Genomic DNA, 25,395 nt, shown 5'->3' on the forward strand with positions numbered 1-25,395 from the left:
CCGCATCAATTATCATAGAAGATTTAAATTTACAGAAAAAATTTCACACCGTCTAAGTTATAATCACTCGATAACTTACACACTTTTTGTTCTACATTTTATTTTATAGAATTATTTCTTATTGCTCTTTACTTCCTGAAGCTTCATAGCGCGAACCTTAAGCGGCAGTCCGAACAGATTGATAAATCCGTCAGCGTCGTGGTGGTCATAAAGGTCACCAGTTGTGAAGCTTGCAAGAGACTCATTGTAAAGTGAGTACGGTGAAGTTGTTCCGGCTTTGATGATGTTACCTTTGTAAAGTTTGAATTTCACTTCTCCTGTTACGTACTCCTGAGTTGACTCAACAAATGCCTGGATTGCCTCGCGAAGTGGTGTAAACCATTTTCCTTCATAAACAACCTGAGAAAGTTTATTTCCCATATCTTTCTTAACTTCTGTTGTAGCACGGTCAAGAACTAACTCCTCTAACTGCTGATGTGCCTCGTAAAGGATTGTTCCGCCAGGTGTCTCATATACACCACGGGATTTCATACCTACAACACGGTTCTCTACGATGTCGCAGATACCGATTCCGTGCTTAGCACCGAGCTCATTAAGCTTCATGATAATCTCAGACACCTTCATCTGCTGTCCGTTTATACTTGTTGGTACACCTTTTTCAAATGTCATGGTTACATATTCACCTGCATCTGGAGCTTTTTCTGGTGTAACACCAAGTACGAGCAGATGCTCATAGTTTGGCTCGCAGGAAGGATCCTCAAGCTCAAGACCTTCATGGCTGATGTGCCATAAGTTACGGTCACGGCTGTAGCTGTGGCTGGCATCAAATGGAAGGTCGATACCATGTGCTTTACAGTAAGCAATCTCATCCTCACGGGATTCCATCTTCCAGAGATCTGTCATTCTCCAAGGAGCAATGATCTTGATGTCTGGAGCAAGTGCTGTGATACCAAGCTCGAAACGAATCTGGTCATTTCCTTTACCAGTAGCACCGTGGCAGATTGCTACAGCACCTTCTTTTCTTGCAATTTCAACTAATTTCTTAGCAATTGCCGGACGAGCCATAGCTGTTCCGAGTAAATATTTATTCTCATATACTGCATGAGCCTTTACACAAGGCATGATGTAGTTGTCGCAGAAATCATCAATGATATCCTCGATGTATAATTTGGAAGCACCAGCCATCTTTGCTCTTTCTTCCAGACCATCTAACTCCTCGCCCTGTCCACAGTTAATGCAGCAGCAGATTACATCATAGCCAAATGTCTCTTTTAACCACGGAATAACAGCAGTTGTGTCCAGTCCGCCTGAATATGCTAATACGACTTTTTCTTTCATTTTCGAAATCCTCCTAATGTATCATTTACTTTCTATTCTAATAAGAAAATATCTTATTTGCAATCGCAAATCATACTATACACCTAAATTCATAAATATGCAAGAAAAAAATGGAAAAATCTTTTTAATATGCAAAATATGCATTGGAAATGTATAAAAACAGAGAGTTGTATAAATGAAGAAACAGGAAGAAAATAGTAAATACAAGAAAAATAAAGAAAATACAGAAAAAATATAAACACTAACCCTATTAATATGATATGTAATATGTATAAATATTAACAATAAATATAAGGGATTTAATGCATTTATCAATTGGACGTGTCGAAAAAAAGAAACTAAAATAGAAGTTGTAATCTAAAGACGAGAGTTATGTTATTGGAGGAGGAAAAAATATGAATTTAACAGGCTCAAAGAAAACACTTGCGTTGGCAGGTGTGATATGCGGACTTGTAGCAGCATGTCTTGCATATTTTGGTAACCCGGCAAATATGGCATTCTGTATCGCATGCTTTATCCGTGATACAGCTGGTGCAATGGGGATGCATCAGGCTGAAGCAGTAATGTATGCAAGACCAGAGATTATCGGTCTGGTTCTTGGCGCATTTATTATTTCAATTGCGACAAAAGAATTCCGCTCTACAGGTGGATCTTCACCGATGATTCGTTTTGTACTTGGTGTGATCATTATGATCGGAGCACTTGTATTCCTTGGATGCCCACTTCGTATGGTACTTCGTATGTCAGCCGGTGATTTAAATGCATGGGTAGCACTTATCGGATTTGTCCTTGGAGTAGCAACTGGTGTATTTGCTCTGAAACAGGGATTTAGCCTTGGAAGAGCACAGGCAACAACAAAAGCAAGTGGAGCAGTTCTTCCGGTTATCGTTGTTGGAATCTTAATTCTTTTAACTTGCACGTCACTTTTGAAAGCAAGTGCGGCTGGTCCGGGAAGCTTACATGCACCAATTATTATGTCTCTTGTAGGTGGATTGATTTTCGGAGCTATGGCTCAGAAATCAAGAATGTGCTTTGCAGGTGGAATCCGTGATGTCATTATTATGAAGAACTTTGATTTATTATCTGTTATTGGCGGACTTTTCGTTGTAATGCTGATCTTCAATATTGCAACAGGAAAATTTGTAGTAGGATTTAACACACCAGGAGTTATTGCACATTCTGAACACTTGTGGAATATCCTTGGTATGTATACAGTTGGATTTGCAGCAGTTCTTGCAGGTGGATGCCCGCTTCGTCAGTTAATCCTTGCAGGACAGGGATCATCTGATTCAGGAGTTACAGTAATCGGAATGTTCGTAGGAGCAGCACTTTGCCATAACTTTGGACTTGCAGCAAGTGGAACAGCACTTAACCCAGAGACAAAAGCTGTTGTAGCCGGAGCAGTTCCAACTAACGGAAAAGTTGCATGTATTCTTTGCATCGTAGTTCTGTTCATCATCGCATTTACATGTAAGAGAGAGACAGCTAAGAAATAAGAACAGAAAGAAATTCAGATGAAATAATTATAACAGAATAGCTGAAAATAATGTCTGAAAGGAGTATATAGATATGGTAGAAGTAGATGCAAGAGGACTTTCCTGCCCAGAGCCGATCATGTTGACAGCAGAGGCTCTGAAGAACGAAAAAGGTCCAATTAAAGTATTGGTAAGTGAGCCGGTACAGAAAGAAAATGTTGAAAAATATGCAAAGAGTCAGGGAAAGAAACCAACATCAAAGGAAGTTGGGGACGAGTTTGAAATCGTCATTGAATAAGATTTTCTGATTTAGGCATCAGACGTACATGGAAGTTCAGGAGCAGTCGTGAAAACGGCTGCTTCTTTGCATGTATCTTTGCACATATCTTTGCACATATCTACAGAAAATGCTTGACATATATCGAGCGTCGATATAATATATAGATAACCGATATATCGGACGTCGATATAGCATCCGGCAGGATTGCGGAGGTGCGCAGTGATTCTGATAGGAATATGTCAGCTTCTCTGACCAGAATCACGCGCCAAGTCTCACGGACGTTCGACTTGAATTTAACAAGATTCTGAACTGCAAAAGAAAGGGGAGGTATAAAATGGCAGTAGATAAGAGTTTGGTGTCCGGAAGCACGATGATGTTGATTCTTAAGCTTCTGGAAGAAAAAGACATGTATGGTTACGAAATGATTGAGACTTTGAGGGAGAAGTCAGAGAATGTATTTGAGTTAAAAGCAGGAACATTATATCCGCTCCTTCATGGACTGGAAGAAAAGGAGTTTGTAAAGTCTTATGAGCAGGAAGCGGGTGGAAAGACAAGAAAGTATTATTCCATAACAAGAGAAGGAAAGAAGCAGCTCCGGGTAAAGGAAAAAGAATGGAAAGAATACGCCGGAGCAGTGAGAAATGTTCTGGGAGGTGTATGCTTTGGATAGACAGGAATATTTGAAATCTTTGACGGAACAGATTCGTACAAAGCGTGCGCGAACCATGGTTGCGGAGGAAGTAGAGGCACATATTGAAGACCAGAAACAGGATTTCATGGCTCATGGATTAGGTGAAGAAGAAGCCGAGTCGATGGCTGTAGTAGAGATGGGAGATCCGGTGGAGGCAGGCGTGAAGCTTGACCGGGTGCACCGCCCGAAGATGGAATGGACAGTTCTGATGGCGATTTTAGTTATTAGTATTATGGGACTGATCCTACAGGCGGTAGTTACTTCGTCTTTTCCAACAATGAATATGAGTACACTGGAAGCTTTCAAAGATAACTTTTTATATGGTGGAATTTGGAGTGCAATGTTAATAGGAATAGCGGTCATGTTAGGAATCTGTTATCTGGATTATTCTATATTAGTAAAGTGGTCATTTCCAATTTGGGTAGTTATGCAGATACCGGCAGTCTTTTCTATAGTTAGTAAGATCTTTTTTGATGAAACAATGTGGATTGGACCGATGGTCAATGGCAGAAGTATAGTTCAGATGTTATTGTCCTATCTGGTCATTCCCTTTTACGCAGGGACAATTTATCATTTCCGCAGAAAAGGAACGAAAGGACTGATCATTAGTACCGTGTGTCTTGGAATATCAGTACTTACCGATTTGATGATACCATTTATGTCATCTGCAGTTGTTACAGGAATTACAGGGCTGGTCTTACTGCATGTGGCAATCTGTAAGGGCTGGTTTGGAGAAAATAAAAAGAAATTTTTGATCAGGATGTGGGGTGTGATTGGAATCTGCCTGATACTGATGTCTGGAATAACATTTGGGGGTAATGGACGTTTCGTTACAGATTATCAAGTACATCGACTGGAAGCTTTAATTACCGGAGAACACTGGGATTATACAAGAGGTGCGGTTGCAGACGTAGCAAATGCTGCAAAAGATCCCAATTCAAGTAAATGGCATGAGTCGCAGTCTTCCGGGAAAATAGAAGTAACGGATCCATATAATGGTGCCACAGAAGTAGAAGCTGTCACGCTTTACAATTATGCAAGAAATGATTATATCTGGACGTACCTGTTCCATTATTTTGGAAATGTAAAAGGAGTCTTTCTGGTTGTAGTATTTGCAGTATTTATGGCACTATTGCTCCGAATGGCGGTAAAACAGAAGAATCGCCTGGGATATATGATCAGTATCGGCTGTGTATTATTTTTGATTTTACAGTCACTGTTCTATATTGGAGTAAATGCAGGACTTTATCCGATTAGCGGAAATTATATGCCATTTTTATCTCATGGAAATATGACCATGATGATTACTTACTTTTATATGGGAATATTGTTGTCCGTGTACCGGAATACCAACGTCGTGAAAAATTAGTTGACAATATAGAAAAAGGCATATATCATATAAAACATATAGGAAAAGAAAGTATATGAAAGATTGGAGATGCCTGATATGACGAGAGCGGAAGCCTGGGAACTATTAACAGAATATAATCAAGACGAATTTCACTTGCAGCATGCACAGACAGTAGAGAATACGATGCGCTATTTTGCAAAAGAACTAGGATATGGAGAAGAGGAAGAATTCTGGGGAATTGTAGGTCTTTTACATGATCTGGATTTTGAAAAATATCCAGAAGAGCATTGTATCAAATCTCAGGAAATTATGAGAGAGAGAGGAGTCGACGAACGTGTTATTCATGCGACGGCAAGTCATGGATATGCAATTACGGTTGATATTCAACCAGAGCATGAGATGGAGAAGGTGTTGTATGCAGTAGATGAACTGACAGGGCTTATTGGAGCTGTAGTGCTTATGCGCCCGTCAAAGAGTGTGCAGGATCTGGAACTTAAGTCAGTAAAGAAAAAGTATAAGAGCAAGAACTTTGCAGCAGGATGCTCCAGGAAAGTAATTGAAAGAGGAGCAGATATGCTGGGCTGGACTTTAGACGAGCTGATTCAAAGAACCCTCGATGCATTGAAGACATTTCAGGAATAGAGAAGAAATACTAAAATATAGGAAATTTAAGAGGTTAAAAGAGGATGTAGCATTCAAAAAAATGAGTGCTGCATCCTCTTTTGCTATGGATAGTAAATTATATTTTTCCTGTATGTAATAATTTTAAAATTTTCTCAGCATCAAAATCAGGTGCCTGGTTCATGGCAAGGTCATAGATTGGCTGGATAGTATCAAGTGGTTCCAGCAAATCGGTGGCTATCTGAGAAACAGAAATATTTTTAATAATTTTTTTGATAATTTGTTTAATTAAGTAGAGTTGTTCGCCTTCTTCACGGCTGACGCGCCTTGTCTCCTGTACATCATATGCTTCAAAAGAATCAAACATCATATGGAACTGCCTCCTTGTAATGTGGTCTGTAAGGTCATTGATTTCTTCAGCAGGGACATTGATTGTATGAAGAAATGCTGAAAATACAGAGCCCATAAGCTTTAAAATGTGTGGTGGTGTATTTTGTGTCAAGTGGTTCCAGTAGTCTTCTGGAATCTCTTTTAAATGCTTGAAATCAGAGGAACTCTTGAGCTTGTTAAGAATGAAAATAGCTGAGAGTTCATCACCTTTTTCAATTAAATCTTCCTGAGAATACTTATTCAAAGGAACGACCAGATATTTATAATCTGGAATAAATTCTTCAAAGATATCACTCATGAATACCCGGTCTTTAAAATGTAATGCAGAAGTCCATTGCCCCGTGCCTTCATAATAAATAATTGGCAGAATCGGAGGATACAAAAAATCTTTGGATTTCGTAATGCCAGGCTTCAGTTTTGCCTGTGTGGCAGCGTAATCAGTCCAGACATAAACCATGTATCTGAGTAATCTGAAAGACATATCAGCATCTGCTTCTGACTGGTGTTCAATAAGTGCAATCAGATAAAGCTCTGTGTCTTCAATCTGAATTTTCTTCACAATGTCAGAATCACGGGATTCCTGAAATAAAGGAATAAAATGTGAAGAAACGTCTTCGATATCCTCTGGCTTTATGTTCATGAAAAAAGGAATATCCGTGTATCCTTTTAGAAATTGGGCACAAAGTGTCGAATCTCCGAATACAATCTTGGCGGCATTGTCATGAATCTTTGAATTGTGTACTCCATGTTCAGTTGTCTTGTTAGTAGTTTCCATAGCGCTCCTCTCTGAGCAAATGTAAACTAAAAACTTTCTGAATATATTTTAACATTGTAAGTATAAAAAGACAATATAGAAATTGAATGAAAATAAATTCTATACAAAAGGGATTTGTCAAAATTTCAGAAGTACCGTAACATTTGCCCGGTGTGCATGCAACTTATGCAAGTGCAGGGTCACTTAAAGTTGCGGTGAATGAGTAACATCATCAAAAATCTGAGTGAATTCTTTGCTGAAAAAGCAATGAAATTCAGAAATGAAATCCTGGCTGGGGATCTCCATGGGCGTTGAAACATAATGAAAATATCGTGCCCGAAATTTGATGTAGGTGTAGTGTAGCACAGATGAAGTGCATACGCAATAGATGCAACAAAATGTTGCAGGATGGTGCAGGAGATTATGTGGGAACATATAAACATAGGTTTGGAAATGCGATAAGATAGTGGTTTGATTATAGATAAAACAAATAAAATAATGTTAGTTATAGAAAATGTGCGATGTGTACAAAAAGAAAATGTGAATTGTAGAAATTAAACGCTGAAAAATAAAAAAAGCATATTTATAATAAACAACTGTGATAGACATGATGTAGGAAAATATTTTTGATTGACATAAATGTTATAAGTACCTATTGGGAATTCAATGAAAAAGGAGGAAACTAAATGCATGATATAAAAATTCATGATGTTTCATTTTCTTATGCAGGCAGTGATAAGTTAGTTTTGAAAGACATTAATGTGAATGTAGAAGGTGGAGAATTCGTTTGTATTCTTGGACAATCTGGTTGTGGAAAGAGTACTTTGTTGCGTCTGATTGCTGGGTTGGAAGATTGTACAACAGGTGAAATTCTAGTCGATGGAGAAAAAATACATGGTGCAAGTTTGAATCGAGGAGTAGTATTTCAGGATTATGGCTTGTTCCCTTGGAAAACAGCCGGAGCCAATATAACGTTGGCATTAAAAAAGAAATTTCCAGACTGGGATAAAAATCATCTGAAAGAAAGAACGATTGAGCTATTAAAAGCGGTAGGATTAGATGAATCAGTTTACCGTAAATACCCTAAAGAATTGTCTGGTGGCATGAAACAAAGATGTGCGATTGCCAGTGCATTTGGAATTGATCCACCAATTCTTCTTATGGATGAACCGTTTGGTGCACTTGATGCCGTAACCCGTTCTATGCTTCAGGATATGGTATTAAAACTTTGGGAAAAACAGGAAGATAAAAAGACGGTCTTCTTTGTAACACACGATGTAGATGAAGCAATGATTTTGGCTAATCGGATTATTGTGCTTGGACAATCACCAAGTAATATAATTTTTGATGTAAAGATACCAGATGAGAAACGTACTATGAGAGATTCCAGATTTGAAGATCCAGAGTCAATTAAACTTAGAAATGAACTGCTTCGTCAAATTAATCAAGATGTGGAAGCACATGTACAAACCGTGCAATAATAGAGAAATCTATTTGCAAATAAAAATATTTAATTAAAAAGGAGAGAACAAATGAAAAAGAGAATTATCTCACTTCTTCTTGCAGCAGCAATGACTTTCAGCCTTACAGCATGTGGTGGAAATTCATCTGATGATAAAAAGGAAGAGACAAAAACAGAAAACACAGACAACAAAGAAACTCCAGAAGTGGATACAATTCACTGGGCAAGAGCAAATAGTGGAAATATTCTTGTTACAATTGCAAAACAGCAGGGATATTTTGATGAAGTTGGAATCAATGTAATTGAAAATCCAGTTGAGTCTTCAACAGCAGCACTTCAGGCACTTCAGGCAGGACAGGTCGATGTAACATCTAACCAGGGAACAAATAACCCGCTTCAGTTTATCTCCACAGGTTCTGATTTTTCAATCGTTGGTGGCTATATGCTGAAAGGTATGTATATTATTGGAAAGAAAGATACTCAGTATAAAGATGTTACAAGTCTGAAAGGTTCTAAATTTGCATATGCAGGGGTACATCCGGTAGTAGGTATGGCATTATTGGATGCAGGAATTGATCCTAATAATGATGTTGAATGGCTTACATATAGTACAAACAGTGACCGTCTTGCAGCAGTAGTTTCCGGAGAAGCTGACTATGCAGTACTTAGTGGAGACCAGTTATATGCAGTAGGTAATAATGATCAAATTGAGATTAAAGCATGGTTAGATGATCTTGTACCAAACTATGGATGCTGCCGTATGAACATGAATACTGATTTTGTAAAGAAGAATCCTACAACTGTAAAACTTCTTCTGAAATCTCTGATTCGTGCAGAGCAGTGGTATCTTGCAAATAAAGAAGAGTGTGTAAAAATTCTTGCAAAAGAAATCGGTGCAGAAGAAGATTATGTTGCAGCATATCTGTTAAATGATAATTATGTTTCCAGTGTAGATCCGTGTAAAAATTCTGTAGTTAAGACATGGGAGGCTATGATTAAGATGGGATTCATTGATCAGGCAGATGCTGACAAAATCAACATTGAAGATCATATTAACACAGAACTTTACAAAGAAGCTCTTGATGAGTGTGTAACAGAATATCATGATGAAGATCCAGATTTCTATGATGGAAGAGTTAAATTCTTTGAAGAAAACGATCAGTAATAAGAGATAATTAAAAAATAACTCAATTCCGCCGTTTTATACTGCGGAATTGGGTTTTTTAAGAAGGTAATGGTTTGGAGGTATCTATGCGAAAAGTTTTAAAATTTATAAAGTATTATTGGATAACAGGTTGTATTTATCTGGCTATGTTTTTGGGGTACAAGTATATCGCAGATAACCAGCTTTTTGGTGGATATCTTTTCCCTGCGGTAAGCAAAGTTGCAAATTCTTTTAAAGAAAATATTGGTACATTATTTATGAATATGTTTTATTCATTTCAATTAATGATTCCAGCTATTATTATTGCTGTTGTAATTGCGATAGTTGGTGGGACTATTCTTGGGATGAGTAAAAAAATTCGGAAAGTGGTTCATCCGGTGGTTTACTCAATTAGTGTAATTCCATCTATTTTGATGTCCCCATTTGCGCTGCTTATGGCTCCAAGTTTTAGAATAGCTTCTTTGTTCCTGGTGGTCTACAATACAATTTGGGCTACATTTTTTGCTACAATTAATGGTATTATGACGATAGACAAAGTTTATCTTGATAAAGCAAAAACTTTGGAGTTAAATCCGGTAGAAAAGATGTTTCAGGTAATCTTACCTGCAGCAATGCCGTCTATTATGTCAGGGTTTATTACATCTCTTAGAGGATCCTTTGTAGTGCTTGTATATGCTGAAATGTATGGCGCAAAATTTGGTATGGGATTTTATGTAAAAAAATTTGCAGAATATGGACTTTACAGTGAGGCGTGGAGTGGCTTCATTTTCATGGTTGTAGTTCTGGTTATTGTTATGCAGATATTCGAAAAAATGAAAAACCGTATTTTAAGATGGACAATTAATTAACAGAAAGACAGAGGAGGAAAATAAATATGAAGATTACAAAAGTATATGCAATTCAGATTGAGGATAAACCGGCTGATCAGCCGGGATGGCGTCCGATAGTGTGTCGCGTTTATACAGATACAGGATTATATGGAGATGGGGAAGCTGCAATTGCATATGGTGTTGGATCTACAGCGGCATATGGAATGATTCAGGATCTGGCAAAATTGATAATCGGTATGAACCCGTTGGATACAGAAGTTATTTGGGAAAAATTATATAAATCGACTTTCTGGGCACAAAATGGGGGACCGATTGTATTTGCAGGAATTTCTGCATTAGATATTGCGTTATGGGACATAAAAGGAAAATATTTTAATGTTCCAGTATATCAGTTGCTTGGCGGGAAAATGAGAGATAAGCTTCGCTGTTATGCAAGTCAGCTCCAATTTGGCTGGGGAGAAAGAAAAACACCGGCATATCAGATTGAAGATTATGTTGCAAATGCAAAAAAAGCTGTTTCGGAAGGCTATGATGCTATAAAAATTGACTTTTTTACATTCGATCCGAAAGGATACCGCTATAGCTCTGAGGAGACAACAAGAGTGCTTGATCCATATCATGTCCATGTTGTAATTGACCGCCTTGCAGCCGTCAGAGAGACAGTTGGACCAGATGTAGATATTATTATGGAAAATCATTCCTATATAGATGCGCAGGTCGCAGTGCAACTGGGAGAGCAGGCGAAAAAATATAATATACTGTTTTTTGAAGAACCAACTACACCAAATCCGAAGATGAATAAATTTGTCTGTGATAAATTAAATATCCCAATTGCTCAGGGAGAAAGAATTTATTCAAGATGGGGATATGCACCATATTTTGAAGATGGTTCCATTCAGTTGATTCAGCCAGATATCGGTAACTGTGGAGGATTAACGGAAGCAAAAAAAATATGCGATTTAGCTCACATTTATGATGTAGGAGTACAGGCACATGTGTGTGCAAGCCCACTGTCAACAGCGGTTGCTTTACAGTTAGAAGCAGCAATTCCAAACTTTACGATACATGAACATCATGTGTATAATCGATATGACTATAATAAAAAATTATGTAAATATGATTATCAGCCAGTTGATGGATATATTGCAGTTCCGGATCTTCCTGGTATTGGAAATGAATTGACAGATTATTGTTTCACAAATGGAAAGGTGACAACGATCGAATAAGCTTATTGATAAAAGCAATATATCTTTCAAAAGAAATCTATTTGACAGAAAATTCATCTTGATAAATAATGTCCATATTGGAGAGTGTGGATATGTTTGAAATTGATGTCTGTTATAAATTTATATTTGAATCAATGCTCGAGGATGATGTATTGGGATATATAGCAAACAAGGTATATGAATATACTCATGCCGGGATATTTTTTGTGTCGGAGTCCGGAGAGATTCTGGCTTATGCCTGTTCGGGAAAAGACCAGAGCATGCGTTCGATTATAGAAGAGCATGTAACATTGGAAGATTATCCTTATTTCTTTGAGGAAGTGTCACCGAATGGAGAGTTCCAGACGGTTGCTGCGGTGAAGGATAAGAAGAAAAATATTGGATATATCATCATTCACTATAGTAATGAAGAGTTTCGGACGTTTTTTGAAGAATTAGGAACAATTCTGACAGAAACAGCAAGACAATATCTTGAAGAGAAGCAGAAGAATACGTATTTAAATCTTTCGCTCAAAGACTATATTATCGGTTGGATGATTTTTGAAGGACAGCATTTTGTGGAATCGGAGCAGAGTCATACATTAAAAGGAAATTATTTGATGGCTTTGTTTACCGATGATTTTTCTGATATGGCGGTGGAGGCAGCAAAACTGGGAAGAATCTGGGAGCATTTTTACTTGTATGAAGAGAAACACTCCCTGACGGTTGTTTTATATCAGGTTTCTGATCAGACTGCGCAAAAGATTCATCAAATGGCGCAGAAAGAAAATCTGAACTGCTATATGAGTGAGACATTTGAAGATATCAATGACTGTAGAACAAAAAGAGATTTGCTAAAACAGATGGAACGGATTCCGGAGATATGTGATGCCAGAGGGGTTAAAAGAGAAAAGGACTGGTATCTGCAGGGTATTTTTTCTTATACATTGCCTTTAATCGAAGAGGCAGGACTGAGTGACTATTCGATTTTGAACTTGATAAAGGAAGATGAGAAAAATCACACAGAGCTTTATGATACATTGAAAATGTATTTATTATGCGAAAATAATGTGACAATGGCAGCGGAAAAACTTCATGTCCACAGAAATACATTGGTGTATAGATTAAAGCAAATAAAAGATTGTCTGGAATTAGATATTAACAATAATGAGATTTCGAGAGAACTTTTGGCATTTATGATTATGTATGACCTGTCGAAATCTTCAGAGGACTAGAGCATGAAACTTGTACAGGATTTACCAGAGATATTTGAAGAGTTTGGAGAAAAGAGGCGGGAAGCCTTTTTAGAGGTAAAAGAGTATAAAGACAAAGGTGTGCCTGTTGTTGGAATGTATTGTGCATATTTCCCAACAGAGCTTGCAACGGCGGTAGGTGCAATCCCGGTCGGCTTATGCTCTTTTTCGAATGAAACAGTTACGGCAGCAGAGCGTGAACTTCCTAAGAGTATGTGTCCACTTGTAAAATCGAGTTATGGTTTTGCAATCGAGGATAAATGCCCATTTTTCCATTTTGCAGATCTTGTGATTGGTGAGACAACTTGTGATGGAAAGAAAAAAATGTATGAACTGATGTCTGAATTTAAGCCGGTGTTTGTTATGGAACTTCCAAACAGCCAGTCTGAGAAAGGGCTGGAATTCTGGAGACGGGAAGTCATAAGGACAAAGGAATATTTTGAAGAATTTTTCCACGTTATTATTACGGATGAGATGATTCATCATGCAGTGCATCTGAGTAATGAGATTCGCAGATCCCTAAAGGAATTATGTGAAGTGATGAAGCTTGATCCGGCACCGGTTTTTGGTACGGATATCCAGAAGATGATCAATGGATCTAAGTATCGGTTTGATTTTAAGACGACACCGGAGCTGGTGGATGCTGTTACAGAAAAGATATTGGAAGAATATCATCAGGGAAAGCATCTTGAGAGCAGACCGAGAATTTTGGTGACAGGCTGTCCGATTGGCGGAGATACAATGAAGATTCTGGAAGGAATCGAAGAAAATGGCGGAGTAGTTGTTGCGGTAGAAAACTGCAGTGGGGTAAAGACGCTTGACCAGATGGTGGATGAGACTCAGGAAGACATTTATGGGGCAATAGCGAAAAGATATTTATCTACAGGTTGCTCTATTATGACGCCGAATGACAATCGAATTGAATTAATCGGACGAATTATTGAGGAATATCATGTAGATGGAGTTGTGGAAATGATTCTGTCAGGCTGCCATGCGACAGGTGCGGAATCTATTTATATCCGAAAGTTTGTAAATGAAGAAAAGAATCTCCCATACATTTCTATTGATACAGATTACTCGTCGGCAGATAAAGGACAGATATCTACGAGACTTGCTGCTTTTATTGAGATGATTCAGGCAGATAAAAGTGGCAAGAAAGAACTGGATATGAATTATTGCTATAAACTGATCGTATCAGGCATTTCAGGTGGAAAATGTTTTGAAGAGATTTTGCAAAACGTATGGGATTATACGGGAGTTCCAGTCAGATTTTCAAAGAGAAAGCAGGAAGTTCTGTATGAAGTTGGAAAAGAACAGGTCACAGCAGATGCGCAATGTATAGTACATGAATGTTTAGATGATGTTCGGATTGAAGCAGTGATTCTTGATAATCAGCGAAAGATACAAGTGCAGGAGCTTGCAGATATTCTTGCAAAGAGCATTGTCATGTATCAGAAGAACAGAAAAAATACAGGGAACGATCAAAAACGTCAGCCGGACTATTTGTGGATATTGGCGACCGATACTTCTCTGGCAGCAAGACTTGCAGGAAAACTTGAAGAAACTAAAGAGTTTTCTTCGGTTGTTGAAAAGCAGAAAGACAATAGTATCTTAATAACTAATATACGAGGTAAAGAGGATCGTGCTTTGCTGATCCGGTTGTGTAAAGAATTCATTTATGATTGTGATGGAAAGATACTGATTGGAAATGGTGTTAATGCCGAGCAAAACTTAAGTGAAAATAAAAGGTTACAGCAGGATGTGTTTGAACTTGCAAGGAATCGTACACCGGGGAAACATCTGTATCTGATAGAGGAGTATTATCATGAACTGGCTATTTCTTATATCAGCCGGAAAGTTGGTGAGAATGGATTTAAGTTAAAAGAGCTGGAGCAGATAAAGAGTGAAGACATAGAGACAGGAAAAAATCTGTATGAGACACTCTACTGGTATCTGAGAATGAAAAGAAATGTGTCTCAGACAGCGGCAAAACTAAAGATTCACAGGAATACGCTACTTCCACGTCTGACCCGGTTAAATGATATGCTGGATCTGGACAATCGCGACGGGGCAGAGTGCGAAAAACTTTTGGTTGCCATGGAAATAGAAAGAATGAAAAACAGTGATGAATAATAGAGACAATTTATAAATGCAATGCAATTATAGAAAAAATCAATTTGCATATTATGCTATAAAAGTCTAAAATTTTAAACAGAATGGTTAATTGTGTCCGTTTATAGATACGAATAAATTTGATGAGGTGAAAGAAAATGGAGATTATTAAAGATTTGCCAGAGGTTTTTGAAGAATTTGCTGAGCAGAGACAGAAATCGTTTCTTATGATGAAAGAACTGAAAGACAAGGGAACACCAGTAGTAGGAGCTTATTGTACATATTTCCCAAAAGAGATTGCTATGGCTATGGGAGCTTCAACAGTCAGCCTGTGTTCCACATCTGATGAGACAATTCCGGAAGCAGAAAAAGACCTTCCGAAGAATTTATGTCCATTGATCAAATCCAGTTACGGATTTGCAAAGACAGATAAATGTCCGTTCTTCTATTTCTCAGATGTAGTTGTTGGGGAGACTACATGCGATGGTAAGAAGAAAATGTATGAGTTGATGGGCGAATTCAAAGATGTGTTTGTAATGGAACTGCCAAATACTCAAGGACCAGAAGCACTGAAGCTTTGGAAGAAAGAGATTATCCGTTTTAAAGAATATCTTGAGAAAAGATTTGAAGTAACGATTACAGATGAAGATGTAAGAAAAGCTGTAAAAATTGAGAATGAAGCAAGAAAAGCACTGAAGCGTCTTTATGAAGTTATGCAGCATGATCCGGCTCCAATCAGTGGACATGATCTGTTCAAGGTTCTGTACGGAAGTACATTTAAATTAAATCGTTCTGAGATTGCCGGAGAAGTGAATGCCCTTGTTGACAAGATTGAGGCAGAGTATGCATCTGGAAAGATGCTGGAGAAGAAACCAAGAATTCTGATTACAGGATGCCCAATCGGAGGAGCAACTGAGAAAGTAATCCGTGCTGTTGAGGATAATGGTGGTGTTGTCGTAACTTATGAAAACTGTACTGGAGCTAAATCCATCGATCGCCTTGTTGACGAGAACGCTGAGGATATTTACCAGGCAATTGCAGAAAGATATCTGGCAATCGGTTGTTCAGTTATGACACCAAACCCGAATCGTTTTGATCTTATGGGACGTCTGATTGACGAGTATCAGGTTGACGGAGTTCTTGAGATGACACTTCAGGCCTGTCATACATATAACGTTGAGACTCGTGCAATCCGCAAGTTTGTAAATGAGGAAAAAGGAATTCCATACATTAATGTGGAGACAGATTATTCTCAGGCAGATGTCGGCCAGCTCAATACAAGGATTGCAGCATTTATTGAAATGTTGTAAGATTGCCGGTTACAGACTATTTTAAAATGAATTTTGAAATTCATGTTGTGTAAATTCATGAGAGGGAAAGCTAAGATATGAAGTTTATAGGAATTGATATTGGATCTACTTGTGCCAAGACTGTTGTTATGAACGAGAACAAAGAAATTATTCTTGAGTTTGTGCAGCCGACAGGGTGGAGCAGTGTGGATACGGCAGAAGAGATTCGTAAGAAGCTTGTGGAAAATGATGCGGATCCTGCAGAAAATGTATGTGTTGCTACTGGATATGGCCGTGTGTCTGTGCCATATGCAGATAAGATGATTACAGAAATTACCTGTCACGCTATGGGGGCTGTCTGGATTTTTGATAATAAAGATATGACAATCATTGATATCGGTGGACAGGATACAAAGATTATCTGTGTAGAACAGGGATTTGTAAAAGATTTCATGATGAATGATAAATGTTCTGCCGGAACAGGAAGATTTCTGGAAATTATGGCAAATACATTGTCCATGCGTCCAAATGAGATGTGTGAGCTTGCAAGAGAAGGCTCAGGTGTAACGATCAGTTCTATGTGTACGGTATTTGCAGAGTCCGAGGTCATAAGTCTCATTGGTCAGGGAGAGAAGAAGGAAAATATCGCATTTGCAGTGGTTGATTCTATCGTACGAAAGGTTGCTGCCCAGGCAAATCGTATGAGTGAAGACCGTTCGATGCTTTGCCTGACTGGTGGTCTCTGCGAGTGCAGCTATATCAGTGAAGCGCTGACAAAGGAACTTGGCATGGAAGTTAAGACAGATCCGCAGAGCCGTTATGCAGGAGCAATCGGTGCGGCGCTTGGAGCTGTAAAGAAAGGCAAGAAGAACTAAAGACGTCTAGATAAAAGGAGTTTTACATTTTTGTTGTAAGCTCCTTTTTTGTATGTTATATTAGATGTATAACAGAAAACTTAATCTGTTCATGAAATCATCCGTAAGGATAGAACAAAAGAGATAATGAGGGTGATACGATGCTGATAGAGATTGATTTTAACAGTGATGAGGCACTGTATGTGCAATTACAGAATCAGATTATTATGGGAATTGCGACTGCGACGATCCAAGAAGGAGAATCCCTTCCATCTGTCCGTCAGCTTGCGGATACGGTAGGCATCAATATGCATACAGTGAATAAAGCATATTCCATATTGAAGCAGGAAGGATTTATCCAGCTTGACCGCAGACGTGGCGCTGTGATTGCGATTGATGCAGATAAGGCAAAGGCTTATGCAGAAGTAAAGCGTGCGCTAAGAATCGCGCTGGCTAAGGGAAGTCTTAAAAATGTCAGTAGAGAAGAAGTTCACGAGATGGTGGATGAATTATTTGATGAATACGGTGGAAAGGAATAACAGACAGCATGAATTATACAGAACCAGCAAAAGAAGTGCTGAAAAAAGCGGAAAAGATTGCCAGAGAACTGGATCATCCATATGTAGGAACAGAACATCTGCTGCTTGCATTTATGCGGGTATGTACAGGTGTGGCGGGACAGATATTGTCAGCGAATGGTGTAGAAGAAGCAAATTTATATAAGATTGTAGATGAACTGATCTCACCGGTCGGAGAAGTGACTTTTCAGGAAAAGCCAAAGAGAAGTCCGAGACTTGAATATACTCTGGAGGAAAGCAAGGAAGAGGCAATCCGTTTTCAATCAGAGGCAATTGGAACAGAGCATATGCTCCTTGCAATCCTTCGAGAACCGGACAGTGTTGCAACCAGAATACTTCTGACACTCAATGTAAATATACAGAAAATCATGCAGGATACGCTGGAAGTTCTCGGCGTGGATATCAAGGAATATCAAGAGGAGCTTCAAGAGGCATATCAAAGAAAAGATGGGATTTTAGACCAGTATGGCACAGATCTGACTATGCAGGCAGAAGAAGGAAAGCTTGATCCGGTCATTGGAAGAAAAGCAGAGATTCACCGCCTGATGCAGGTACTTGGCAGAAGAACGAAGAACAATCCGTGTCTGGTGGGAGAGCCGGGAGTCGGTAAGACAGCAGTGGTAGAAGGACTTGCCGCACAGATCGCAAGTGGCATTGTACCGGAAGGAATGCGTGACAAGCGGGTCTATACGCTAGATCTTGCAAGTATGATCGCAGGTACAAAATATCGTGGTGAATTTGAAGAACGTATGAAGAGACTTTTGCAGGAAGTAAAGTCGGCGGGAAATGTTATTTTATTCCTGGATGAAGTGCATACAATCATCGGCGCAGGCGGTGCGGAAGGCGCAATGGACGCATCTAATATTCTGAAACCGTCTCTTGCAAGAGGAGAACTTCAATTGATCGGAGCAACAACGATTGCGGAATATCGAAAATACATTGAAAAAGATGCGGCACTGGAACGAAGATTCCAGCCAATTACAGTGGAAGAACCAGATGAACAGCAATGTAAGGATATTTTAAAAGGATTAAAAAGCAGATATGAAGCCCATCATCATGTAGAGATCACAGATGAAGCTCTTCAGGCGGCAGTTACACTTTCTGCACGTTACATCAGTGACCGTTTTCTTCCGGATAAGGCAATTGATGTGATTGATGAAGCATGTGCGAAAGTGAGTCTTAGTGGATTCAAGACACCGGAGCATATCTATGAACTGGAAAAGGTTCTTGGTAATTACGAAGCAAAGATGGAAGAGGCAATTCTTGCAGGTGATCTTGTGGAGGCTTCCAGGATCCGGGCAGAGAAAGAAGATGCTCAGAAAAAGATTATGCAGACGAAGAAGCGTTTTCAGAAAAAGCAGGCGGGCAGAAAGCCGCTTGTAACAGAAGAGGAAGTGGCAGCGGTCGTATCTGACTGGACGAAGATTCCGGTGCAGAAGCTTCAGGAATCTGAAGGTGCGCGCTTGCAAAAGTTAGAGCAGACGCTTCACAAGAGAGTGGTTGGACAGGAAGAAGCTGTTACGGCTGTGGCGAAAGCTGTACGAAGGGGGCGTGTGGGGCTAAAAGATCCAAAGCGCCCGATTGGCTCATTTTTATTCCTTGGACCGACCGGAGTTGGTAAGACGGAATTGTCAAAGGCATTATCAGAAGCATTATTCCATGATGAGAATGCCATGATCCGTGTTGATATGTCCGAATATATGGAACAGCACAGTGTGGCAAAGATGATCGGTTCGCCTCCGGGATATGTTGGCCACGAGGAAGGTGGACAGTTAAGCGAACAGGTGCGAAGACATCCGTATTCAGTAATCCTTTTTGATGAGATTGAAAAAGCACATCCGGATGTATTTAACATTTTACTGCAGGTATTAGATGATGGACATATTACAGATTCTCAGGGTAGAAAAGTTGATTTTCGGAATACGGTCATTATTATGACGTCGAATGCAGGCGCACAGGCGATCATTGATCCCAAAAGGCTAGGATTTGGCAATAAGGAGAATCAAGAGGAAGATTACAAGCGCATGAAGATGAATGTTATGAATGAGATCAAGCTTGTCTTCCGCCCGGAATTCCTGAATCGAATTGACGAGATTCTTGTATTCCATCCGCTAGGTGAACCGGAACTTAAAAAGATTACGGGAATGATGTGCCAGGAGGTGGTCAAGCGTGCAAAAGAACAGCTGGATATTCATTTGACGGTGCGTGATTCTGTGAAAAAGCTGATTATGGAAAAAGGAACCGATAAGAAATATGGAGCAAGACCGTTACGACGTGCAGTACAAAGTGAACTGGAAGACAGTCTGGCCGAGGCAATTCTCGCAGGTGAGATTAAGCGTGGTCAGGAAGTCGTTGCCGGCGTATCGAAAAAAGAAATAAAATTTGAGGTCAAGACTACCAAATAAAAATAAATTGATATATAATAATTAATACAAATGAACCTTAGGAGGAAAGAGCTAATGGCAGCAGTGAAAGAGCTATTAAGAGCTGAAGCAGACGGAGCACTTGGTTTTGGAGACTATACTCTGAGCAGCAAGACAAAACTGGACGGATTTGAATTCCAGGGAGATGTGTATAAGGTAAAGACATTCTCTGAGATTACAAAGCTGGAAAAGAATGGTATGTTCGTATACGAATCTGTTCCGGGAACAGCAGTAGAAGATTTTAAAGCTTCTGAGAGAGAGGTTTCTTTTAAAGTATCCGGTACTGAGGATGCGCAGATTACACTGGAGCTGGAAGCAGACAGCGAATATGTTGTGTATATGGACGATGTGAATGTCGGCGATATGACAACGAACTTAAGCGGAAAACTGAGCGTGAGCGCAGAACTTGATCCGAATAAAGAGATTGAGATCAAGATTATCAAGAAGTAAATACGCAGAACATCGGGGGAAGCTCGCAGAGGCGTAGCTTCCCCTTTCTGGTAAAATGGAAATAAAAAAGAAATGATAAATCAAGGTTTAAGAGTGGATTTATAAGTAGAAGTATAAAAAGATGTAAGGGAATCGTACATGGCAAAAGGTAAAAAAAGTATATTTTTCTGTCAGAACTGTGGACATGAAGAAAGCAAATGGCTTGGGCAGTGCCCGATGTGCAAGGAATGGAATACATTTGTAGAAGAGAAAGTTTCAGTAACAAGAGGAAGTACGGCTGCAGTGCAGCAGGTAAGGGATGCGAAAGACGCGAAGGTAGTGACACTTTCCAGTATTACGACTGATGACGATGAGCGGATGCAGACGGGGATTCTGGAACTTGACCGAGTGCTTGGTGGTGGAATCGTGCCTGGATCGCTTGTGCTGGTGGGAGGTGATCCGGGAATCGGTAAATCAACACTTCTCCTGCAGGTATGTCAGAAGTTATCAGGACAAAGCCGTAAGATATTATATATTTCCGGGGAAGAATCGTTAAAGCAGATTAAACTGCGTGCGAATCGGATGGGAACATTTTCTGAGAGTTTGTTTCTGTTGTGCGAAACGAATCTTGGAATGATACGTCATGTGATAGAAGAACAGCATCCAGATATGGTCGTGATCGACTCAATCCAGACGATGTATAACGAAGAGGTCGCGTCGGCACCGGGAAGCGTGTCTCAGGTGCGTGAATCGACCAATGTATTTATGCAACTTGCAAAAGGACTTAATATTTCAATATTTATTGTAGGACATGTGACAAAAGAAGGCACAGTTGCAGGCCCACGCGTATTGGAACATATGGTGGATACGGTGTTATATTTTGAAGGAGACAGACATGCATCTTACCGGATTCTGCGTGGGGTGAAGAATCGTTTTGGATCTACGAATGAGATCGGCGTGTTTGAGATGCAAAAAGGCGGCTTGGTGGAGGTAGAGAATCCGTCCGAGTATATGTTATCAGGAAAACCGGAAAATGCATCAGGTTCTGTTGTGGCATGTGCAATGGAAGGAACAAGACCGATGCTCATGGAGATTCAGGCACTTGTATGTAAGACGAACTTTGGAATGCCGAGACGTACGGCAGCAGGGCTTGATTATAACCGAGTCAATCTTCTGATGGCAGTTCTGGAAAAACGTATGGGAATGCCGCTTTCCGCGTATGATGCATATGTGAATATTGCAGGAGGGATTCGGCTGAATGAGCCTGCAGCAGACTTAGGGATTGTGATGGCGATTGCGTCAAGCTATAAAAATCGCCCAATTGATGAGGATACCATCGTGTTTGGCGAAGTAGGATTAAGTGGAGAGGTGCGGGCTGTGACCATGCCGGAACAGAGAGTATCAGAAGCAAAAAAACTGGGATTTAAAAGATGTATTGTTCCTGTAGTTTCCATGAAGACGATTGGAAAGATGGAAGGAATAGAGATACTAGGAGTAGAAAATGTAAACCAGGCTATGAATCTTGTGTAACAGCTGAAAGAGATTTGAACAGGAGGGGAAAAGATGGCGTTAAAAGACTATAACAAAGCATTTCGTTATGGGAAAAAAGAATATGAGAGCCGACTTCTTGCAGGGCGGAAGCCGACTTTGGAATCTTTGGACGAAATATTACCGGATGAGGCATTATCAACAGAATCACTGGGACTTGTTCAGATTCCGATCGATCAGATAGTTGGAACAAGATATAGTGGTAGAAGCAGTGCATTTGCAAGTAATTTTATGCCGATATTGGAGAGTAATACGGAGTTTGCAATCAAATGGGCAAAACTCAGCACTTCTCATGAAAAGGAAGGAATTCATGAGCCAATCAAGGCGTGGGAGTATATGAATAAATTCTATGTAGAAGAGGGAAATAAGCGTGTCAGTGTCATGAAATTTTTTGGTGCAATTTCCATTCCGGGAACGGTAACGCGTATTCTTCCGAAGAAAACGAATGATAAAAACGTAAAAGTTTATTATGAATTTGTGAATTTTTACAGAGTGTCTAAAGTAAATTATATTACATTTTCAGAAGAAGGACAGTATGCACAGCTCATAAAAGAGATGGGAAAACATCCGGATGAGTACTGGACAGATGATGACAGACTGATTTTCAGTTCTGTGTATGCAAGATTTACAGCGGCATTTCATGCACAAGGTGGACAAGAACTGGAAGTTTCATCAGCAGAGGCATTCCTTTCATTTTTACATCTATACAGTTATGAACGAGTGGAAGAAATGTCAGTAGAAGAAATTAACGAACTTGTGAAGAAAGCATGGGAAGAATTTGTTCTGCTTCAGTATAATGATGAGGAAAAAGTAGAATTGAAAATGACTCCGACAGAAGATAAGCCATCTCTGTTTGAAAAATGGCTTCCTCTCGGTGGCAGTAAAGAACCATCTCATTTGAAAGTAGGATTTATCTATGCGAAGACACCACATTCTTCTGCGTGGACATATAGTCATGAACTGGGACGCAGGCATCTTGAGCAGACATTTCCAAATGAAGTCACGACTGTAAGTTATGAAAATATAACAGAAAAAAATATAGCATCAGCCCTGGAGGAAGCTATTCATGCGGGTTGCAATATTATATTTACGACAACTCCGACATTTGCGCAGGAAAGTTTAAGAGCGGCAATTACACATCCGGAAGTAAGAATCTTAAACTGTTCTTTGAATACGACGCACCGCTACATCCGGACTTATTATACTCGTATGCATGAGGCGAAGTTCCTGATGGGGACAATTGCAGGGGAAATGGCTGAAAACGATAAGATTGTCTATATTGCGGATTATCCGATTTTGGGAACAATTGCACAGATTAATGCATTTGCACTTGGAGCGCAGATGACAAATCCAAGAGCGAAGGTGTATTTAGAGTGGTCTACGCTGAAAGAACAGGATATTGAGAAAAGAATTGACGAGATAGACCCGAATTGTATTTCGGGAAAAGATATTATCGTACCAGATGATAATAATCATTTTTATGGAGTATATCATCGCGAAAGTGGCGGAGGTGAGCAGAAGAATCTTGCAATGCCACTGTGCCACTGGGGAAAATTCTATGAAGAACTGATCCGTACAATTATGGCAGGAAACTGGGAACAAGATAACGATGTGGAAAAAGCAATTAATTACTGGTGGGGAATGCCGACAGGGGTAGTAGATGTTATTTGTTCAAAAAAACTTCCGGCGGGTACAGTCCGACTGATCAATGTATTAAAGCATAATTATAAAACGGGACAATTTCATACATTTACAGATCAGATGTATGCACAGGGACATATACTTAAGGAAAAGAAAGGTGAAACGCTGTCTCCGGAAGAAGTGATCGAGATGGACTGGCTGGCAGAGAATATTATAGGAAGAATACCAAAGATTGAAGAATTACAGGAGCAGGCCAAACCGGTTCTTACACAACAGGGGATTGAGACGAGGAAAGGATAAAGAACAATGCGAATAATGGTAATTGCAGACGAAGAGTCGAAATACCTTTGGGATTTCTTTGACAAAAGCAAACTGGAAGGTGTGGACTTAATTATATCCTGTGGTGATCTGAATCCAAATTATCTGTCTTTTCTTACAACATTTGCAGCTGCTCCGGTACTGTATGTGCATGGAAACCATGATGAAAAATATGATCGTATCCCACCAGAAGGTTGTATTTGCATTGATGATAAAATTTATGAATTTGAAGGCTTGCGAATTTTAGGACTTGGTGGTTCCATGCGTTATAGTGGTGGGAAATATCAGTTTACAGAACGTGGAATGAGGAAAAGAGTGAAGAAACTATGGTTTCAATTGCTAAAACACCGTGGTTTTGACATTCTGGTCACACATGCTCCGGCATATCAGATCAATGACGGAAGAGATCTGCCACATCAGGGTTTTCAAGTATTTATAGAGCTGATAGAGAAGTACAGTCCGAGGTTCTTCGTACATGGACATGTGCATATGACTTACGGAAGGCAGCATAAAAGATGTGATAAATATAAGAGCACACATATTATCAATGCATATGAAAGATATGTATTTGATTATGAAGATGATGAGATGAGCCCATTGAAGTTTGGAAAAATCGTAGGACAACAATAAGTTTAAGGCTGGCACGTAGTATTTTAGCAAAATACTACGTGTCAAACTGCGTTTAATGGAAACTCTTCTCGCAAAATAAGATACTTTAATTGCAATTTTGGGTATTAATTTGGGGGGAATGTAATTCAAACTGCAAATATGAACAAGTAAAGCGAAATGTGATAATTAGAATTGTGTAAATTGTGTAAATTATGCAAATAAAATAAATAATAATATTAACAATTCTGGACAGGCATGATATATTATACAAGCTGTTGCGTGAGACAAGACTGGAAAGTGCTTAAGAGCTCATGGGAACGCAAAAAAATAAATGAAATTTCCTGTTGACAAATGTCGATAGAAATGATATTCTAGATAAGCTGTTTCGAACGACAGAGATGATCGGAACAAACAGCAAAAAAGAAAGCAAAAAAGAAAAATAAAAAAGTTGTTGACAAGCGATTGTGAATGTGATAATATAAATAAGCTGTCGCTGAGACGACACCAAAGAAAAAGAACCTTGATAATTAAATAATAGACAACAACCCTGAAGATTCTTTAAGAGAAAATTCAGAACGGACATTGAATGACAATGTCGACCTTAAAACAGTAAAAGGGATAAGAAAGCTAGTAGTTTTCTTGACCTGGAACGAACTTTGATTTTAAATCCGAGTCAAATCGGAATTAAGATTTTTAAACGAGAGTTTGATCCTGGCTCAGGATGAACGCTGGCGGCGTGCTTAACACATGCAAGTCGAGCGAAGCACTTAAGTTCGATT

Annotated in this window: 21 protein-coding genes and 1 rRNA gene; 20 read left to right on the top strand and 2 right to left on the bottom strand. The window is 39.3% G+C overall.

Going from position 1 to position 25,395, the window contains the following annotated elements:
- Nucleotides 1-111 precede the first annotated feature (111 nt).
- Complete coding sequence (locus G593_RS0115635) at nucleotides 112-1,338, bottom strand: argininosuccinate synthase (RefSeq protein ID WP_005330680.1); 1,227 nt, start codon at nucleotides 1,336-1,338, stop codon at nucleotides 112-114.
- A gap of 395 nt (nucleotides 1,339-1,733) precedes the next feature.
- On the opposite strand from G593_RS0115635, the gene yedE reads away from it, so the two are divergent.
- The 5 genes from yedE to G593_RS0115660 all read left to right on the top strand — a co-directional run bounded on the left by yedE (nucleotide 1,734) and on the right by G593_RS0115660 (nucleotide 5,777).
- Nucleotides 1,734-2,834: a YedE family putative selenium transporter gene (gene yedE, locus G593_RS0115640; protein WP_029732313.1), complete on the top strand. Its 1,101-nt coding sequence runs from the start codon at nucleotides 1,734-1,736 to the stop codon at nucleotides 2,832-2,834.
- Between the two features lie 73 nt (nucleotides 2,835-2,907).
- Nucleotides 2,908-3,111 carry a sulfurtransferase TusA family protein gene (locus G593_RS0115645; protein ID WP_005330688.1) on the top strand — a complete coding sequence of 68 codons (204 nt, stop codon included), beginning with the start codon at nucleotides 2,908-2,910 and terminating at the stop codon, nucleotides 3,109-3,111.
- A 316-nt stretch (nucleotides 3,112-3,427) separates the two neighbouring features.
- A complete protein-coding gene (locus G593_RS0115650) occupies nucleotides 3,428-3,763 on the top strand; it encodes a PadR family transcriptional regulator (RefSeq protein WP_005340909.1) in 336 nt (111 codons plus the stop codon).
- A complete protein-coding gene (locus G593_RS0115655; RefSeq protein ID WP_242827116.1) occupies nucleotides 3,747-5,153 on the top strand; it encodes a permease prefix domain 1-containing protein in 1,407 nt (468 codons plus the stop codon). Before G593_RS0115650 ends, G593_RS0115655 begins: the two co-directional genes overlap by 17 nt.
- Nucleotides 5,154-5,231: 78 nt before the next feature.
- The gene (locus tag G593_RS0115660) at nucleotides 5,232-5,777 is read left to right on the top strand and encodes a hypothetical protein (RefSeq protein ID WP_005340907.1); all 546 of its coding nucleotides are present in this window, start codon (nucleotides 5,232-5,234) and stop codon (nucleotides 5,775-5,777) included.
- A 97-nt stretch (nucleotides 5,778-5,874) separates the two neighbouring features.
- Here G593_RS0115660 and G593_RS0115665 read toward each other — a convergent pair whose 3' ends face one another.
- Nucleotides 5,875-6,921, bottom strand: coding sequence for an Rpn family recombination-promoting nuclease/putative transposase (locus G593_RS0115665; protein WP_029732315.1), 1,047 nt, complete (start codon nucleotides 6,919-6,921; stop codon nucleotides 5,875-5,877).
- Between the two features lie 665 nt (nucleotides 6,922-7,586).
- Here G593_RS0115665 and G593_RS0115670 point away from each other — a divergent pair.
- The 15 genes from G593_RS0115670 to G593_RS0115745 all read left to right on the top strand — a co-directional run.
- On the top strand, nucleotides 7,587-8,381 hold the full coding sequence (locus G593_RS0115670) for an ABC transporter ATP-binding protein (protein ID WP_029732316.1): 795 nt from the start codon (nucleotides 7,587-7,589) through the stop codon (nucleotides 8,379-8,381).
- Nucleotides 8,382-8,432: 51 nt separating this feature from the next.
- Nucleotides 8,433-9,527 (top strand): ABC transporter substrate-binding protein, encoded by a 1,095-nt coding sequence (locus G593_RS0115675; RefSeq protein ID WP_029732317.1) that lies wholly within the window; start codon nucleotides 8,433-8,435, stop codon nucleotides 9,525-9,527.
- A gap of 86 nt (nucleotides 9,528-9,613) precedes the next feature.
- Nucleotides 9,614-10,375, top strand: coding sequence for an ABC transporter permease (locus G593_RS0115680; RefSeq protein WP_029732318.1), 762 nt, complete (start codon nucleotides 9,614-9,616; stop codon nucleotides 10,373-10,375).
- Nucleotides 10,376-10,401: 26 nt separating this feature from the next.
- Nucleotides 10,402-11,583, top strand: coding sequence for a mandelate racemase/muconate lactonizing enzyme family protein (locus G593_RS0115685; protein WP_029732319.1), 1,182 nt, complete (start codon nucleotides 10,402-10,404; stop codon nucleotides 11,581-11,583).
- A 92-nt stretch (nucleotides 11,584-11,675) separates the two neighbouring features.
- Nucleotides 11,676-12,797, top strand: a complete 1,122-nt coding sequence (locus G593_RS0115690; protein ID WP_029732320.1) for a helix-turn-helix domain-containing protein — start codon at nucleotides 11,676-11,678, stop codon at nucleotides 12,795-12,797.
- Between the two features lie 3 nt (nucleotides 12,798-12,800).
- Complete coding sequence (locus tag G593_RS21340) at nucleotides 12,801-14,948, top strand: double-cubane-cluster-containing anaerobic reductase (RefSeq protein WP_029732321.1); 2,148 nt, start codon at nucleotides 12,801-12,803, stop codon at nucleotides 14,946-14,948.
- A 137-nt stretch (nucleotides 14,949-15,085) separates the two neighbouring features.
- Nucleotides 15,086-16,237 (top strand): double-cubane-cluster-containing anaerobic reductase, encoded by a 1,152-nt coding sequence (locus tag G593_RS0115700; RefSeq protein ID WP_029732322.1) that lies wholly within the window; start codon nucleotides 15,086-15,088, stop codon nucleotides 16,235-16,237.
- Between the two features lie 77 nt (nucleotides 16,238-16,314).
- Nucleotides 16,315-17,091 carry an acyl-CoA dehydratase activase gene (locus G593_RS0115705; RefSeq protein WP_005340896.1) on the top strand — a complete coding sequence of 259 codons (777 nt, stop codon included), beginning with the start codon at nucleotides 16,315-16,317 and terminating at the stop codon, nucleotides 17,089-17,091.
- Nucleotides 17,092-17,231: 140 nt separating this feature from the next.
- The gene (locus G593_RS0115710) at nucleotides 17,232-17,609 is read left to right on the top strand and encodes a GntR family transcriptional regulator (RefSeq protein WP_005330719.1); all 378 of its coding nucleotides are present in this window, start codon (nucleotides 17,232-17,234) and stop codon (nucleotides 17,607-17,609) included.
- 8 nt (nucleotides 17,610-17,617) lie between these two features.
- Nucleotides 17,618-20,053, top strand: a complete 2,436-nt coding sequence (locus tag G593_RS0115715) for an ATP-dependent Clp protease ATP-binding subunit (RefSeq protein WP_029732323.1) — start codon at nucleotides 17,618-17,620, stop codon at nucleotides 20,051-20,053.
- 54 nt (nucleotides 20,054-20,107) lie between these two features.
- Entirely contained in the window at nucleotides 20,108-20,521 is a 414-nt protein-coding gene (locus tag G593_RS0115720; RefSeq protein ID WP_005340894.1) for a hypothetical protein, read from the top strand.
- Between the two features lie 138 nt (nucleotides 20,522-20,659).
- Nucleotides 20,660-22,030: a DNA repair protein RadA gene (radA, locus tag G593_RS0115725; protein WP_029732324.1), complete on the top strand. Its 1,371-nt coding sequence runs from the start codon at nucleotides 20,660-20,662 to the stop codon at nucleotides 22,028-22,030.
- A gap of 33 nt (nucleotides 22,031-22,063) precedes the next feature.
- Nucleotides 22,064-23,989 (top strand): BMP family ABC transporter substrate-binding protein, encoded by a 1,926-nt coding sequence (locus G593_RS0115730; RefSeq protein ID WP_029732325.1) that lies wholly within the window; start codon nucleotides 22,064-22,066, stop codon nucleotides 23,987-23,989.
- 6 nt (nucleotides 23,990-23,995) lie between these two features.
- Nucleotides 23,996-24,637, top strand: coding sequence for a metallophosphoesterase family protein (locus G593_RS0115735; RefSeq protein ID WP_029732326.1), 642 nt, complete (start codon nucleotides 23,996-23,998; stop codon nucleotides 24,635-24,637).
- 672 nt (nucleotides 24,638-25,309) lie between these two features.
- A 16S ribosomal RNA gene (locus G593_RS0115745) occupies nucleotides 25,310-25,395 on the top strand; the annotation flags it as partial.

The sequence above is a fragment of the Dorea sp. AGR2135 genome (assembly GCF_000420885.1).
In the GTDB taxonomy this organism is placed as follows: domain Bacteria; phylum Bacillota; class Clostridia; order Lachnospirales; family Lachnospiraceae; genus Dorea; species Dorea formicigenerans.

What these genes read in the sequence shown, in the direction of transcription:
- G593_RS0115730 (WP_029732325.1), top strand. Translation starts at nt 22,064, where the DNA reads ATGGCGTTAAAAGACTATAACAAAGCATTTCGTTATGGGAAAAAAGAA.
- G593_RS0115665 (WP_029732315.1), bottom strand. Translation starts at nt 6,921, where the DNA reads ATGGAAACTACTAACAAGACAACTGAACATGGAGTACACAATTCAAAG.
- G593_RS0115635 (WP_005330680.1), bottom strand. Translation starts at nt 1,338, where the DNA reads ATGAAAGAAAAAGTCGTATTAGCATATTCAGGCGGACTGGACACAACT.
- G593_RS0115670 (WP_029732316.1), top strand. Translation starts at nt 7,587, where the DNA reads ATGCATGATATAAAAATTCATGATGTTTCATTTTCTTATGCAGGCAGT.
- radA (WP_029732324.1), top strand. Translation starts at nt 20,660, where the DNA reads ATGGCAAAAGGTAAAAAAAGTATATTTTTCTGTCAGAACTGTGGACAT.
- G593_RS0115700 (WP_029732322.1), top strand. Translation starts at nt 15,086, where the DNA reads ATGGAGATTATTAAAGATTTGCCAGAGGTTTTTGAAGAATTTGCTGAG.
- G593_RS0115715 (WP_029732323.1), top strand. Translation starts at nt 17,618, where the DNA reads ATGAATTATACAGAACCAGCAAAAGAAGTGCTGAAAAAAGCGGAAAAG.
- G593_RS0115690 (WP_029732320.1), top strand. Translation starts at nt 11,676, where the DNA reads ATGTTTGAAATTGATGTCTGTTATAAATTTATATTTGAATCAATGCTC.
- G593_RS0115645 (WP_005330688.1), top strand. Translation starts at nt 2,908, where the DNA reads ATGGTAGAAGTAGATGCAAGAGGACTTTCCTGCCCAGAGCCGATCATG.
- G593_RS0115685 (WP_029732319.1), top strand. Translation starts at nt 10,402, where the DNA reads ATGAAGATTACAAAAGTATATGCAATTCAGATTGAGGATAAACCGGCT.
- G593_RS0115735 (WP_029732326.1), top strand. Translation starts at nt 23,996, where the DNA reads ATGCGAATAATGGTAATTGCAGACGAAGAGTCGAAATACCTTTGGGAT.
- G593_RS0115660 (WP_005340907.1), top strand. Translation starts at nt 5,232, where the DNA reads ATGACGAGAGCGGAAGCCTGGGAACTATTAACAGAATATAATCAAGAC.
- yedE (WP_029732313.1), top strand. Translation starts at nt 1,734, where the DNA reads ATGAATTTAACAGGCTCAAAGAAAACACTTGCGTTGGCAGGTGTGATA.
- G593_RS0115705 (WP_005340896.1), top strand. Translation starts at nt 16,315, where the DNA reads ATGAAGTTTATAGGAATTGATATTGGATCTACTTGTGCCAAGACTGTT.
- G593_RS0115720 (WP_005340894.1), top strand. Translation starts at nt 20,108, where the DNA reads ATGGCAGCAGTGAAAGAGCTATTAAGAGCTGAAGCAGACGGAGCACTT.
- G593_RS21340 (WP_029732321.1), top strand. Translation starts at nt 12,801, where the DNA reads ATGAAACTTGTACAGGATTTACCAGAGATATTTGAAGAGTTTGGAGAA.
- G593_RS0115680 (WP_029732318.1), top strand. Translation starts at nt 9,614, where the DNA reads ATGCGAAAAGTTTTAAAATTTATAAAGTATTATTGGATAACAGGTTGT.
- G593_RS0115710 (WP_005330719.1), top strand. Translation starts at nt 17,232, where the DNA reads ATGCTGATAGAGATTGATTTTAACAGTGATGAGGCACTGTATGTGCAA.
- G593_RS0115675 (WP_029732317.1), top strand. Translation starts at nt 8,433, where the DNA reads ATGAAAAAGAGAATTATCTCACTTCTTCTTGCAGCAGCAATGACTTTC.
- G593_RS0115650 (WP_005340909.1), top strand. Translation starts at nt 3,428, where the DNA reads ATGGCAGTAGATAAGAGTTTGGTGTCCGGAAGCACGATGATGTTGATT.